The following is a 13,296-nucleotide window of genomic DNA, read 5'->3' on the forward strand; positions in this document are numbered from 1 at the left end:
GGACCTGGGTACGTGTTCGGGGGGATCAGGATGAAGCGGCCGTTGATCGGCATCACGTCGTACGTCGAGCCCGCGCGGTTCACGGTCTGGGAGATGACCGTCGCGCTGCTGCCGTACACCTACATCGAGCAGGTGGTCCGGGCGGGCGGCCAGCCGGTGGTGCTGCCGCCGGCGGGCGAGCCGGCCGCACTGGTGGGGCGGCTGGACGGGCTGATCCTGGCCGGCGGCGGCGACATCGACCCCGCGAGGTACGGCGAGCAGCCAGGCGACAAGACCGGCTATATCCGCAAATTTCGTGATGAGGCGGAGTTTGCGATCCTGGCTGCCGCCCTCGACGCCGGGCTCCCCTACCTGGGCGTCTGCCGAGGACTCCAGGTCCTGAACGTCGCCCTCGGCGGCACCCTCCACCAGCACCTCCCGGACGTGGTCGGGCACACCGGCCACTCCCCCGCCCCCGGCGAGTTCGGCCACCTCCCGATCCACCCGACCCCCGGCACCCGACTCGCCAAGGCCCTGGGCGACGACCCGGTGACCGTCCCGCACTACCACCACCAGTCCATCGACCACCTGGCCCCACCCCTGACGATCACCGCCACCGCCGACGACGGCACCATCGAGGCCGTGGAACTCGACTCCCACCCCTTCACCCTCGCCGTCCAATGGCACCCAGAAGCAGCCACCGACTGCACCCTCTTCGAGTCCCTGGTAGCCGCCTGCTGACCCGGGGCTCGCCGGCCGGGTTCACCCGCCGCGAAGCCGGGCGCGACAACAGCCCTGTCACGCCACTAGGCTTACGGACATCACCGTCAAAACCGTACGGGAGAGCGTCCTGACAGCCGGTCAGGGCCCCTGAAGGAGCAAGCCCTCCCCGCGAACCTCTCAAGGAAAAGGACCGTACGGACGAGGTGTCCTCTGGAAAGCAGGCCTGGTGGCCTCGCCGAAGGTGAAAGTCCGGCAAATCCCCGGGCGAAGCTCTCAGGCAACGACGACAGAGGGGGAGGATGACCCATGCATCCGACCCCGTCCTGAGGTGCGACACATGTCCCGATCGACACCGTTGAGAGACGTACACGAGGCTCTCGGCGCCACGCTGACCGACTTCGCCGGATGGCTCATGCCGTTGCGCTACGGCAGCGAGTCCGCGGAACACAACGCGGTCCGCCAGGCGGCCGGGCTGTTCGATCTCTCGCACATGGGCGAGATCTTCCTGACCGGGCCGCAGGCGGGTGAGGCGCTGGACTACGCGCTGGTGGGTCACCTGTCGGCGCTCGCGTCCGGCCGGGCTCGCTACACCATGATCGTGAACGAGCGGGGCGGGGTGCTGGACGACCTCATCGTCTACCGGCTCGGGGACGAGGAGTTCATGGTCGTGGCTAACGCCTCGAACTATGAAATGGTCGGCGATGAGTTGAAAAACCGCGTCAAGTCGTACGACGTGGTGGTTGAGGATCGCTCGGACCAGTACTCGCTGATCGCCGTGCAGGGGCCGCGCGCGCAGGAGATCCTCGCCACGCTCACCGACGCCGACCTGGCCGGGCTCAAGTACTACACCGGGCTGCCGGGGCTGGTCGACGGGCGGCAGGCGCTCATCGCCCGCACCGGCTACACCGGCGAGGACGGCTTCGAGCTCTTCGTCGCCAACCAGGACGCCGTGCCGCTCTGGCACGCGCTGACGGCGGCGGGCGAGCCGTACGACCTCAAGCCCGCGGGGCTGTCCAGCCGCGACACGCTCAGGCTGGAGGCGGGCATGCCGCTGTACGGCAACGAGCTCGGTGCCACGCTCACCCCGTTCGACGCGGGCCTGGGCAGAGTGGTGAAATTCGACAAGCCGGGCGACTTCGTCGGCAGATCGGCGCTGGAGGCGGTCAAGGACGTCCCGCCACGGCGCCGGCTCGTCGGCCTGGTCGCGCGAGGCCGCCGGGTGCCGCGCCACGGCTACCCGGTCACCAAGGACGGTGCCGTCGTCGGCGAGGTCACCAGCGGTGCGCCCTCCCAGACTCTGGGCAGGCCCATCGCGCTGGCCTACGTCGACACCGGGGTCAATGAAGGTCTGGCCGTGGACATCCGGGGCAGCCAAGAGCCCGTGGACCGGGTCGAGCTGCCCTTTTACAGGAGGAACAAGTGAGCAACATCCCTGAGGACCTGAGCTACACCAAGGAGCACGAGTGGGTGGCCGGTCTCGAGGACGGCCTCATCGTGACCATCGGGATCACGGCCTTCGCCGCCGAGGCCCTGGGTGACGTCGTCTACGTGCAGCTTCCCGAGGTCGGCGCGACCATCGAGCCGGGCGACTCCATCGGCGAGGTCGAGTCGACCAAGTCGGTGAGCGAGATCTACACCCCCGTCGGCGGCGAGGTGGTGGAGATCAACCAGAGCCTGGTGGACGACCCGTCGCTGGCCAACAGTGACTCCTACGGCGATGGCTGGATGTTCCGCGTGCGGGTGGAAGGCAACGCGGAGGACCTGCTGACGGCCGAGGAGTATGCGGCTTTGACCTCCGGCGATTCCTGATCCGACCGCCGGGGCCCGGTCACCGGGTCCCGGCCCCTGCTGAAAGGCGCATCAATGGCGATCAGCGTCTTCGATCTGTTCAAGATCGGTATCGGCCCGTCGAGCTCCCACACCGGCGGCCCGATGGCGGCCGCCCACAAGTTCGCCCGCGGGCTGCACGGCGACGGGCTGCTCGACCGTACGACGCGCGTCGAAGTGATTCTGTACGGCTCACTCGGCCTGACCGGCAAGGGCCACGGCAGCGACAAGGCCGTCCTGCTGGGCCTGTCCGGCGAGAAGCCCGAGCTGGTCGACGTCGACACCATCGACGAGCGACTCGCCGCCATGCGCGAGTCCGGCACGGTCACGCTGTACGGCACCCGCGAGATCCCGTTCGTCGTCGGCCAGGACCTGGTCTTCGAACGCAAGATCTCGCTGCCCGAGCACCCGAACGGCATGCGCTTCACCGCCTACTCAGGCGACGGCGAGACCCTGCGCGAGAAGGTCTACTTCTCGGTCGGCGGCGGCTTCGTCGTCGACGAGCAGGCCACCGGCGCCGACCGCATCAAACCGGACGACACCGTCCTGCCCTACCCCTTCACCACCGGCGAAGAGCTCCTCAAGCACTGCTCGACCGCCGGCCTGTCGATCTCCGCCCTGATGCTGGAGAACGAGAAGGCGTTCGGCCGCACCGAGGCCGAGATCCGCGCCGAGATCCTGCACCTGTGGCAGGTCATGTCGGAATGCGTCCGGCGGGGCATCGCCAAGGAGGGCGTTCTGCCCGGCGGCCTCAAGGTCAAGCGCCGCGCCAACCCCCTGCACCGCCGCCTGCAGAGCGAGAGCCCCGAGAAGGACCCGCTGCAGGCGATGGACTGGCTCTCCCTGTTCGCCCTGGCCGTCAACGAGGAGAACGCCGCGGGCGGCCGCGTCGTCACCGCTCCCACGAACGGCGCCGCCGGCATCATCCCCGCCGTCCTCACCTACTACTCCCGCTTCACCCCGGGCGCCGACGACGACGGCATCGTCCGCTTCCTGCTCACCGCCGCCGCCATCGGCGTGCTGTTCAAGGAGAACGCCTCCATCTCCGGAGCCGAGGTCGGCTGCCAGGGCGAGGTGGGCTCAGCCTGCTCGATGGCCTCCGCCGGCTTCACCGAAGTCCTCGGCGGCACCCCCGAGCAGGTGGAGAACGCCGCCGAGATCGGCATCGAGCACAACCTGGGCCTCACCTGCGACCCCATCGGCGGCCTGGTCCAGATCCCGTGCATCGAACGCAACGCGGTCGCCTCCATCAAGGCCGTCACCGCCGCCCGCATCGCCATGCGCGGCGACGGCCGCCACCACGTCTCCCTGGACAAGGCCATCAAGACGATGCGCGACACCGGCAGAGACATGCTCGACAAGTACAAGGAGACCTCCCGCGGCGGCCTCGCGGTCAACGTCATCGAATGCTGAGAACGTACGAACCTTGAGAACCTTACAGTTCTCAAGGTTCCTCGTCTAAGCTGTGGCCATGGACATCATCGCGCTCCAGGAAGCCCGCGAGAAGCTCGGCGTTCTCGTCGCACAGGTCCACCACGCGCACAAGCCGGTGACGATCACGCGGCACGGCAGGCCGGAGGCCGTCCTGCTCTCGGCGGACGACTACGCCCACCTCCAGGAGGAGCTCCGCCGTTTCCAGGATGAGGCGGACCGGCGAGTGATCCGCGAGGGAATCGCGCGGATCGAGCGCGGAGAGCCCGATCCGGAGGGTACGGTCGTCGTCACCGCCCGTTCCCGTGAAGAGCTTGAGGCCAAGCTCGCCAACTCCTTGGGGCTCCCTCGCACATGACCCTGCGCACCATACGAGATCCACACCTCGCAACTCACGGTGAAGTTCACGATCTACGACGACGAGGTGCGCGTCCTCGTACTCAGATCCAACAGCTGACCTACCGGCGGACGTGGATGCGGACGATGGCGGCCAGGTCGTCGTCGCGGACCTCGCGTCGGATGCGGCTGACGATCTCGCGGTCCAGTTTGGTCGCCACCGAGCCCACGTCGGCCGTCGCCGGGCAGGTGAGGCCGATGCGCAGGCGGGTGGCCTCGCCGACGACCCGCACCGTCGCCCTGGCCAGCCCTTCGACGTCCTTCAGGCCGACGCAGAGCATCGCCGTGCCGGTGCCCGAGCGGGCGCCGCGGCGGCCCCAGCCCAGGCTGAGCAGCAGCCAGCGCAGGGTCACGAACGCGAGCACCAGCAGGACCAGCGCGACCGCCCACAGCGCCCACGACTGCTCGGCGACGGCGTGCGCGGTGCGCTCCGGCAGCACCTTGGCCCGCGACGGCAGCCCGTCCAGCCGGTCCTGGCCGCGCAGCCACGCGTAGGCCCCGGCGCCCAGCAGCAGCGTGCCGACCACGGCCAGGCCGACCCGGTTGCCCGCGTACTGCCTCATCACAGTCCCTTCCGGCGCAGCCGTACGACGACCTCGCCCGTCTCCAGTGTGCCCACGCCGGCCAGCCGGTCGCCCACGGCGGTGCCGACCTGCTTGAGCATCGAGCCGGAGCTCTCCGGGCCGGTCACCACGGTGACCTCGATCCTGCGTCTGCGCAGCCGTACCCGCGCCTTGTGGACGCCGTCCACCTCCTGAGCGACGGCCCGCAGCGTACGGCGGAGGCCGACGCGGGTGATGCCGACCACGATCAGCGGGTCGGTCGTCTCGACCGGCACCAGCCGGGAGCGGCCCGGCACCAGCGCGAGCAGCAGCAGGGCCGCGCCCACGCCGGCCAGCGCCAGCCCGACCGGCGGCAACTCGTTCCACGAGGATCGCGACGCCCACGCCACGGCCCGGTCGACCGGCACCCAGCCGAGCGACTTGCCCAGCAGCGCCGACACGATCTCCGCGGTGGTCAGCCCGAGCCCCGCGGTCAGCACCGCCGCCACGAGCACCGCCGCCGGGGTGCGTGCCGGTCTGAGCGCTCGCCTGGACCTGCGGAGTGGGGTGTCCTGCGCGGCGACGGCCGCACCGGGCAGTATCTGCTGGAGCGTGGTCATCACAACGACCAGGGGTACACGGATCCGGCGGCGACTCGACCGCCCCCTCGCCGCCCGTTTACTGGATCATTACGGGTCGCTTGATCAATATGAATGCTCCTCATATTCATCTGTCCGATATGTCGTTACGCTGCTCGCATGGACGACCGCCGGCGCTACGACAGGGCGACCGCGGCTCTCGAGCCGCCGTTCGCCATCCTCGATCTGGAGGCCTTTCACGCCAACGCCGCCGCCCTGGTACGACGTGCGGCCGGCAAGCCGATCCGGGTGGCCACCAAGTCGATCCGGTCGCGGCCCCTGCTGGAGCGCGTGCTGGCCCTGGACGGCTTCCAGGGGCTGATGGCCTTCACCCTGCCGGAGGCGCTCTGGCTGGCCGAGCGGGGGTTCGGCGACATCCTGGTGGCCTATCCGACGGCCGACCGCGAGGCCCTGGCCGCGCTGGCGGGCAACGCCGAGGCCGCCGGGCGGATCACGCTGACGGTGGACTCCACGGAGCAGCTGGCGTTCATGGACCACGCCGTGGCCGAGGTCCACCCTCGCCAAGAAATCCGCATATGTATCGACATCGACGCCGGATTTGTCGCCTTTGGTGGGAAATTTCGGGCGGGGGCGCTTCGGTCTCCCCTTCGCGACGCCGACCAGATCGCCGCCCTGGCCGCCGACATCGCCAAACGCCCCGGGTATCGTCTCGTCGGACTCCTGGCCTACGAAGCGCAGATCGCCGGAGTCGGCGACGCCCCCCGCACCGGCGCCGCCCGCGCCCGCGTGATCAGGCTCATGCAGGCCCTGTCGGCCAGGGAGCTCATGGTGCGGCGCGGCCGCATCGTCAACGCCGTCCGCCAGGTCGCCGACCTCGAATTCGTCAACGGCGGCGGCACCGGCTCCATCGAACGCACCGTACGCGAGAAGGCCGTCACCGAGGTCGCCGCCGGATCAGGACTCTTCCACCCGCGCCTGTTCGACTTCTACAGCCGCTTCACCGGCCGGCCCGCCGCCCTGTTCGCCCTGCCGGTGGTCCGCCGCCCCTCCCCCGGCGCGGTCACCGTCCTCGGCGGCGGCTACCTCGCCTCCGGAGCCGCAGGGCCCAGCCGGCTCCCCCAGCCCTACCTGCCCGCCGGCCTGCGGTACGCGCCGGACGAGGGCGCGGGCGAGGTGCAGACCCCCCTGCTCGGCCGGCCGGCCGAAGACCTCCGGATCGGCGACCGGGTCTGGTTCCGGCACGCCAAGGCGGGTGAACTGTGCGAACGCTTCGACACCCTCCACCTCGTGGAGTCCGGCACCGTCACGGACTCCGTCCCCACCTACAGAGGCGAATCCAAAACCTTCCTCTAACGGCGGCGGCGGCGCCACAGCACGATGGCCGCGCCAACCACCAGCACGGCCCCCAGGCCGATCAGCACCGGCGCCAGGTTGGGCGGCTCCTCGTCCCACAGCCGCTCCGGGTCGTCGCCGAACTCCACCGGCCGTGACCTCATCCCCAGGGCGTCGCTCACCGAGGTCGCCAGAGTCCCGGCCCGGGACCGCACATCCGCCACCGTGCGCTCGGCCACGCGCTTAGGGCTCACCCGGTCGGCGATGGCGTCCACCGTCTGCGCCAACTCAGCTCGCGTCCGCGCGATCCGCCGCTCCAGCTCGTCGGGATCGGTGTCAGCCATGACTCTCCTTTCGACCGCGCTGCTGGTCGTGCCCGCGCCGTCATGCGGGCACTGCCCGCTGTTGTCGTGATCAGTCTGTCAGGTCGGCACGCCGTACGGCACCGCAGGCGGCCAGGTAGGTTTTCCTGGAAGAACACTGGAGGACCTATGACCGACACCAAGCTGGCGCCCGGCGACGCCGCACCCGACTTCACCCTGCCCACCGCGGACGGCGGCGAGGTCTCCCTCGACTCCTACCGCGGCAAGCGGGTGATCCTCTATTTCTACCCCGCCGCGATGACCCCTGGTTGCACCAAGCAGGCCTGTGACTTCCGTGACAACCTCGGTCAGCTCACCGCCGAAGGCTTCGTCGTCCTCGGCGTGTCGAAGGACAAGCCGGCCAAGCTCGCCAAGTTCGCCGAACACGACGCGCTGACCTTTCCGCTGCTGTCGGACCCCGAGCTGGCAATTCACCAGGCATACGGCGCGTACGGCACCAAAAAGCTCTACGGCAAGGAAGTCGTGGGCGTCATCCGCAGCACCTTCGTCATCGACGCCGACGGCAAGATCGAGCAGGCCCTCTACAACGTGAAGGCCACCGGACACGTGGCCGGCCTGAAGAAGAAGCTCGGCCTGTCCTGACCGCCCAGGGCCCGTTCAGTGCAGGTCATGAAGCCAGAAAAGCCTCATATGGGAAATCTCAGGGAAATTGCCACGCGCATCTTAACTGTCGGTGGCCTTTCCTAAACTTAAGGTCATGGCCCCATATCAGAAGTACACCCAGGAGATGCTCACCGAGGCGGCAGCCGGTGCGCGCAGCGTGGCTGACGTACTCCGCTACCTGGGCATCAGATGGGCCGGTGGCAGCCATGCCCACATCAGTCGCCGGCTGAAGCACTTCAACATCGACACCTCGCACTTTGTGGGGCAAGCACACGGCAGGGGAAGGCGCTCACCTGCCGTACGCTCCTACCAGGAGATACTGGTCGTGCGGCCGCCCGACGCCATACGCGAGAAGGCTCCTGTGCTCCGCAGAGCACTGTGTGAAGCCGGGGTTTCATACGCGTGCTCAGGCTGTAGTATTGACGGAACGTGGCAGGGAAAGGCGTTGACTCTCCATGTCGACCACATCAATGGTGGCTGGCTCGACAATCGCATGGTGAATCTGCGCTTCCTCTGCCCGAATTGCCATTCCCAAACTGCGAATTTCGCTGGCAAGGGAAAGGTGAAGGGGTCGTAGCCCAATGGCAGAGGCGCAGTTTTTAGGTAGCTGTTACGTGTGGGTTCGAATCCCACCGGCCCCACATATTTATGAATACAGCAAATGGTCGCCACAGTTCGGCCGACTGATGCTGATCACCTGACCAGATTGGCCGGTTGCTCGCCTCTGGCGAACTGGCCGATCTGGGTGGCCGCCACCTTCCAGGCGCGCTCGTCGGCCTCGGGGACGTTGCCCGCCACGTGCGGGGTGATCAGGACGCCCGGCGTGTGCCACAGCGGGTGCTCCGCGGGCAGGGGCTCGGGGTCGGTGACGTCGAGGATGGCGCGCAGGCGGCCCGACCGGGTCTCGGCGAGCAGGGCATCGGTGTCGACGACACCGCCGCGGGCCGCGTTGACGAGGATGGCGCCGTCTCGCATCCTGCTCAGGAAGTCCTGGCCGGCCAGGCGGCGGGTGTCGTCTGTCAGCGGGAGCATGAGGGCCACCACGTCGTGGGCGGGCAGCAGGCGCGGAAGGTCGTCCATGGCGTGGATGCCGTGGCGGGCGCGGCGGGCGACCATGGTGATCTCGACGCCGAAGGGCTCCAGGCGGGTGCGGAGCTGGGTGCCGAGGTCGCCGGCGCCGAGGATGAGGATCTTCTTGCCGAACAGGGTCTCGGTCGAGCGTGGCTGCCAGCGGGCTTCCGCCTGGTTGGTCACGTACGTCGGGAGGCCGCGGTAGACGGCGAGGAGGGTGGCGACCGTCCACTCCGCCACCGCGACGCCGTGCGCGCCCCGGGCGCTGGACAGGGCGACCTGGTCGGGCAGGCGGCCGGTCAGCTGTTCGGTGCCCGCGCTGAGGGTCTGGACCAGGCGAAGAGAGGGGAGCTCCCGCACCAGGGCGAGTACGCGGTCCAGAGGGCGTGAGGGGACGACCATGACTTCGGCGCCCGAGGCTTCCGCGGGCAGCGGAGCCGTGACGTCGTAGAGGACGGGACGGACGCCGGGCACGGCGGACAGGGCGGCGAGCCCGCGCTTCTGCGGCACAAGAGCCACCATGTCGCCGTTATGCGTCTTTGACATGCGATCCCCTGGTTTCGACGGCTGGCGTCACGTTCGTTCGCCTTGCGGGGAAACCTTAGCCCGTGCGGGTGGGGAGCGGGCTGGGGAGGGTCGGGACCGGGCTGGGGAGGGTGGGCGCCGGCCTGGGAGGACTGATCGACGAGCCGTCGCTGGGGAAGGGCATCGGGTACGGCGCCGGTTGGCGGCAGTAGACGCCGCCGGGGGCGGGGCGGCAGTCCGGGTAGCGGGGGGCGCGATAGTCGGGCTGGAGACGGCCGTGGTGACGTTCCATGCCCGGCCGTTCCCAGTCGCCGTAGGAGGCGCGGGAGGTGATGCCACCGATCAGCAGCACGGCGGTGCCGCCGATCAGGCAGCCGAGGATGAGGCCGATCAGGCCGGCGCCGATGATCTGGGTCGGCTTCTGGCGTGCGAAGTCCCGCCAGGAACCAGCCTCCGGCGGCCGAGGCCCCGCCCACCCGGGTCCCGTGGAACCACCCGGCACAGGACCACCCGGCCCACCCGCCGCATGCCCACCCGGCACAGGACCACCCAGCACAGGACCACCCGGCCCACCCGCCGCATGCCCACCGGGCGGGAACCCACCGGCCCCAGGCCCGGCCGCCGTGGAACCACCCATCGCATGGCCACTCACCGTAGGCCCACCCGACGCCCCACCGCCCTGCGTGGAACCACTCGCCGTAGAATTATCCGGCGCCGCGTCACCCTGTGTCGCACCGCTCGCCGCCGCACCTCCCGGCGTGGTGACACTCGCCGTAGGCCCGCCCGGCGCCGCGTCACCCTGTGGCGAACCGCTCGCCGCGCCACCACTCGCCGCGTGGCTGATCACCGTTGGTTCACCCGCCGGGTCGCCGCCCGGCGTGGGGCGGTCCGTGCCGGAGGGGAAGACGTCGTGGGCGGGGTCGGGTGAGGTCTGTGTGTCGTCGAACGCGGCCTGCGGCGCCTGCGCGGCACCCTCTTCGTGAATCGGGTCGCGCGGCGTCTCGCCGCGCGACCCGTCATCACGATCATGATCCGCCATCACGATCTCCCTTTACTCGCCCCGAAGAGCGCACCCAGGTACAAGATTGGCCTACCACCCGTAAGACCCGCGTAAGACCTGGGTCGTACGCCAAAAATCAGCCTCAGGGCCGATCAACATCCGCCCATCTCTACGTATCGTGATGGTGTGTTCGGCAGGGTACGCGCGTGGTCCACGCGCCATGGGAAGCTGATGGACGCCCTGCGGGTGGCTCCTCTGGCTCTGCTGTGCCTGTTGCCCCTGGTCGCGTACGTGAGCGGGCCGTCGGCGGGTCCGCTGCCGCCGCTCAACGTGCCGGTCTATCTGGGTCTCAGCCTGGCGTTGCTGCTGCCGTTGCTGTGGCGGCGGCGTCCGCCGGCCGTGTTCGCGGTCGTCTCGTTGATCAGCTTCGGTCAGTGGCTGGCGGAGGCCCCGGTGGTGCCCGCCAATGTGGCGGTGCTGGTGGCGCTGTGGTCGGTGTCCTACCGTGCCTCGTTCCGCTGGGCGCTGGCCGCCATGCTGGTGGCCGAGCTGGGGGTGTTCCTGGCCCTGGTGCAGTGGGACACGCCCACGCTCGGCATGTTCTTCAGCGGTTCGATCTTCGTGGTGACGGTCTGGCTGACCGGCCTCTACGCCAACACGCGCAGGCGCTATCTGGAGAGCCTGGAGGAGCGGGCGATGCGGGCCGAGTTCGAGCGCGACCAGCAGGCCAGGATGGCGGCCGCCGCCGAGCGCGCCAGGATCGCCAGGGAGCTGCATGACGTGGTGGCGCACAATGTCAGCGTGATGGTGGTGCAGGCCGACGGCGCCGGCTACGCCATCGATGGCGACCCCGAGCAGGCGCGGCTGGCCGTCCGCACCATCTCCAAGACCGGGCGTGAGGCGCTCGCCGAGATGCGCAGGCTGGTCGGGGTGCTGCGGGAGGGCGAGAGCACCGACTACACCCCGCAACCGGGACTCGCGCAGTTGGCGGAGTTGGTGCGAGGCGCGGGCGTGCCGGCAGGGCTTGAGGTCGTGGGCACGCCGGCCGAGTTGCCCGAGGGCAAGCAGCTCGCCGTCTACCGGATCGTCCAGGAGGCGCTCACCAACGCGCTCAAGCACGGCGGCCCGGGGGTGCGGGCGCTGGTCGAGCTCCGCTACTCCATGTTCGAGCTGGTCGTGCGGGTGACCGACGACGGACGCGGTGCCGCTGCGGCGCCCGCGCCCGGCGGGCACGGGCTGGTCGGGATGCGGGAGAGAGTCACCATGTACGGCGGAGCGGTCACGGCCGGGCCGCTGGCCGGCGGCGGGTTCGAGGTGCTGGCGACGCTGCCGGTGCCCGAGGCCAGGGCCGCCTGAGAGCCTGTGAGGAGCGGCCGGTGATACGCGTGATGCTCGTCGATGACCAGGAGTTGCTGCGGGCCGGGTTCAGGATGGTGCTGGGCGCCCAGCCCGACATCGAGGTGGTGGCCGAGGCGGGGGACGGCCTGCAGGCGATCGAGGTGCTGAAGGACGTCGAGGTCGACGTGGTCCTCATGGACGTGCGGATGCCGAGGATGGACGGCGTCGAGGCGACCAGGCACATCACCGGTCCGAAGGTGCTGATCCTGACGACGTTCGACCTGGACGAGTACGCCTTCGCCTCGATCAAGGCGGGGGCCTCCGCGTTCCTGCTCAAGGACGTGCCGCCCGCCGAGCTGGTGAGCGCCATCCGATCGGTGCACGCCGGTGACGCCGTGGTGGCGCCGACCACGCTGAAGCGGATGCTCGACAGGTTCGCCACCTACCTGCCGTCGGAGGCGCCGGCCTCGACCGCGGAGCTGACGCCGCGGGAGCGGGAGGTGCTGCTCATGGTGGCGCGGGGCCGCTCCAATCTGGAGATCGCGGCCGAGCTGGAGGTGGCGGAGGCGACGGTGAAGACGCATCTGGGCCGGGTGCTGGCCAAGCTGAGGGTCAGGGACCGGGCCCAGGTGGTGGTGTTCGCCTACGAGGCGGGGCTGATCGTGCCGTCGCATCGGCCGAACGGCTGACATAGGTCAGCTGACGGCCTACTCAAAGTCCCTCCTCAAGGCCCATAAGTCCCGAAATTTCCGGCCATAGCGTGAGTCGCGTTCAAGGACGACAAGGAGCGAACGTGACTCTCACCGAAACCTGGCGACAGGCCCCTCCCGCCGTGCTGGCCAAGGCCCTGACCAAGGTGTACGGCCACGGCGACGCGCAGGTGCACGCCCTGCGCGAGGTGGACGTGGCCTTCGCCACCGGCGCCTTCACCGCGATCATGGGCCCTTCCGGCTCGGGCAAGTCGACGCTGATGCACTGCCTGGCCGGACTCGACACCGCCACCTCCGGCACGGTGCACATCGGTGACGTGGAGCTGACCGGGCTCGGCGACAAGCAGCTCACCCTGCTGCGCCGTGAGCGGATCGGCTTCATCTTCCAGGCGTTCAACCTGCTGCCCACGCTGACCGCCGAGCAGAACATCCGCCTGCCGCTCGAGATCGCGGCTCGCCAGGCCGACCAGGTGCTGTTCGACCGGGTGATCGACACCGTCGGGCTGCGTGACCGGCTGGCCCACCGGCCCGCCGAGCTGTCCGGTGGCCAGCAGCAGCGCGTGGCCGTGGCCAGGGCACTGATCAGCAAGCCGCAGGTGATCTTCGCCGACGAGCCGACCGGCAACCTCGACTCGCGCAGCGGCGCGGAGGTACTGTCTTTCCTGCGCACGTCGGTGCGGGAGCTGGGCCAGACCATCGTCATGGTCACGCACGACCCGATGGCCGCGTCCTACGCCGACCGGGTGGTGTTCCTGCGTGACGGCGCCCTGGTCACCGACATCACCTCACCCTCGCCGCAGTCCGTGCTCGACACGCTGATGAAGCTGGAAGCCTGAG

16 protein-coding genes, 1 tRNA gene and 2 riboswitches are annotated in these 13,296 nt (G+C 69.6%); of the genes, 12 read left to right on the top strand and 5 right to left on the bottom strand.

Annotated features, from left to right (window positions below):
- Window positions 1-30 precede the first annotated feature (30 nt).
- The 5 genes from IEY87_RS10550 to IEY87_RS10570 all read left to right on the top strand — a co-directional run bounded on the left by IEY87_RS10550 (window position 31) and on the right by IEY87_RS10570 (window position 4,318).
- Complete coding sequence (locus IEY87_RS10550; RefSeq protein WP_189138372.1) at window positions 31-720, top strand: gamma-glutamyl-gamma-aminobutyrate hydrolase family protein; 690 nt, start codon at window positions 31-33, stop codon at window positions 718-720.
- Between the two features lie 87 nt (window positions 721-807).
- A riboswitch (glycine riboswitch) is annotated at window positions 808-905 on the top strand.
- A riboswitch (glycine riboswitch) is annotated at window positions 906-1,002 on the top strand.
- Window positions 1,003-1,039: 37 nt separating this feature from the next.
- A complete protein-coding gene (gene gcvT, locus IEY87_RS10555; protein WP_189138373.1) occupies window positions 1,040-2,125 on the top strand; it encodes a glycine cleavage system aminomethyltransferase GcvT in 1,086 nt (361 codons plus the stop codon).
- Window positions 2,122-2,511 carry a glycine cleavage system protein GcvH gene (gene gcvH / locus IEY87_RS10560; RefSeq protein WP_189138374.1) on the top strand — a complete coding sequence of 130 codons (390 nt, stop codon included), beginning with the start codon at window positions 2,122-2,124 and terminating at the stop codon, window positions 2,509-2,511. The genes gcvT and gcvH overlap by 4 nt, the downstream gene beginning before the upstream one ends.
- Window positions 2,512-2,565: 54 nt before the next feature.
- A complete protein-coding gene (locus tag IEY87_RS10565) occupies window positions 2,566-3,942 on the top strand; it encodes an L-serine ammonia-lyase (RefSeq protein WP_189138375.1) in 1,377 nt (458 codons plus the stop codon).
- A gap of 58 nt (window positions 3,943-4,000) precedes the next feature.
- Window positions 4,001-4,318, top strand: a complete 318-nt coding sequence (locus IEY87_RS10570) for a type II toxin-antitoxin system Phd/YefM family antitoxin (protein ID WP_189138376.1) — start codon at window positions 4,001-4,003, stop codon at window positions 4,316-4,318.
- Window positions 4,319-4,418: 100 nt separating this feature from the next.
- On the opposite strand, the gene IEY87_RS10575 is transcribed toward IEY87_RS10570, so the two are convergent.
- Together IEY87_RS10575 and IEY87_RS10580 are read right to left on the bottom strand one after the other, a co-directional pair.
- Window positions 4,419-4,919 (bottom strand): hypothetical protein, encoded by a 501-nt coding sequence (locus IEY87_RS10575; protein ID WP_189138377.1) that lies wholly within the window; start codon window positions 4,917-4,919, stop codon window positions 4,419-4,421.
- Window positions 4,919-5,518, bottom strand: coding sequence for a DUF6286 domain-containing protein (locus tag IEY87_RS10580; protein ID WP_189138378.1), 600 nt, complete (start codon window positions 5,516-5,518; stop codon window positions 4,919-4,921). The genes IEY87_RS10575 and IEY87_RS10580 overlap by 1 nt, the downstream gene beginning before the upstream one ends.
- Window positions 5,519-5,656: 138 nt before the next feature.
- On the opposite strand from IEY87_RS10580, the gene IEY87_RS10585 reads away from it, so the two are divergent.
- Window positions 5,657-6,850 (top strand): amino acid deaminase/aldolase, encoded by a 1,194-nt coding sequence (locus IEY87_RS10585; protein WP_189138379.1) that lies wholly within the window; start codon window positions 5,657-5,659, stop codon window positions 6,848-6,850.
- On the opposite strand, the gene IEY87_RS10590 is transcribed toward IEY87_RS10585, so the two are convergent.
- Window positions 6,847-7,173 carry a DUF3618 domain-containing protein gene (locus tag IEY87_RS10590; protein WP_189138380.1) on the bottom strand — a complete coding sequence of 109 codons (327 nt, stop codon included), beginning with the start codon at window positions 7,171-7,173 and terminating at the stop codon, window positions 6,847-6,849. The two genes, IEY87_RS10585 and IEY87_RS10590, sit on opposite strands and share 4 nt — an antisense overlap.
- Before the next feature lie 147 nt (window positions 7,174-7,320).
- On the opposite strand from IEY87_RS10590, the gene bcp reads away from it, so the two are divergent.
- The 3 genes from bcp (at window position 7,321) to IEY87_RS10605 (ending at window position 8,456) form a co-directional block, all read left to right on the top strand.
- Window positions 7,321-7,794: a thioredoxin-dependent thiol peroxidase gene (gene bcp / locus IEY87_RS10595; protein ID WP_189138381.1), complete on the top strand. Its 474-nt coding sequence runs from the start codon at window positions 7,321-7,323 to the stop codon at window positions 7,792-7,794.
- 115 nt (window positions 7,795-7,909) lie between these two features.
- Entirely contained in the window at window positions 7,910-8,392 is a 483-nt protein-coding gene (locus IEY87_RS10600) for an HNH endonuclease (protein WP_189138382.1), read from the top strand.
- Window positions 8,383-8,456: transfer RNA gene (locus IEY87_RS10605), tRNA-Leu, on the top strand. Before IEY87_RS10600 ends, IEY87_RS10605 begins: the two co-directional genes overlap by 10 nt.
- Window positions 8,457-8,508: 52 nt before the next feature.
- Here the strand turns inward: IEY87_RS10605 and IEY87_RS10610 are convergent.
- Together IEY87_RS10610 and IEY87_RS10615 are read right to left on the bottom strand one after the other, a co-directional pair.
- Window positions 8,509-9,432, bottom strand: coding sequence for a 2-hydroxyacid dehydrogenase (locus tag IEY87_RS10610; RefSeq protein WP_225276917.1), 924 nt, complete (start codon window positions 9,430-9,432; stop codon window positions 8,509-8,511).
- Window positions 9,433-9,487: 55 nt separating this feature from the next.
- Complete coding sequence (locus IEY87_RS10615; RefSeq protein ID WP_189138383.1) at window positions 9,488-9,913, bottom strand: hypothetical protein; 426 nt, start codon at window positions 9,911-9,913, stop codon at window positions 9,488-9,490.
- A 684-nt stretch (window positions 9,914-10,597) separates the two neighbouring features.
- Between IEY87_RS10615 and IEY87_RS10620 the strand changes: the two genes are divergently transcribed.
- The 3 genes from IEY87_RS10620 to IEY87_RS10630 all read left to right on the top strand — a co-directional run bounded on the left by IEY87_RS10620 (window position 10,598) and on the right by IEY87_RS10630 (window position 13,295).
- Complete coding sequence (locus IEY87_RS10620; protein WP_225276918.1) at window positions 10,598-11,767, top strand: sensor histidine kinase; 1,170 nt, start codon at window positions 10,598-10,600, stop codon at window positions 11,765-11,767.
- Between the two features lie 20 nt (window positions 11,768-11,787).
- Window positions 11,788-12,438: a response regulator transcription factor gene (locus IEY87_RS10625; protein ID WP_225276919.1), complete on the top strand. Its 651-nt coding sequence runs from the start codon at window positions 11,788-11,790 to the stop codon at window positions 12,436-12,438.
- Window positions 12,439-12,542: 104 nt separating this feature from the next.
- A complete protein-coding gene (locus IEY87_RS10630) occupies window positions 12,543-13,295 on the top strand; it encodes an ABC transporter ATP-binding protein (RefSeq protein WP_189138384.1) in 753 nt (250 codons plus the stop codon).
- Window position 13,296 lies beyond the last annotated feature (1 nt).

The sequence above is a fragment of the Nonomuraea glycinis genome (assembly GCF_014646515.1).
Taxonomy (GTDB): domain Bacteria; phylum Actinomycetota; class Actinomycetes; order Streptosporangiales; family Streptosporangiaceae; genus Nonomuraea; species Nonomuraea glycinis.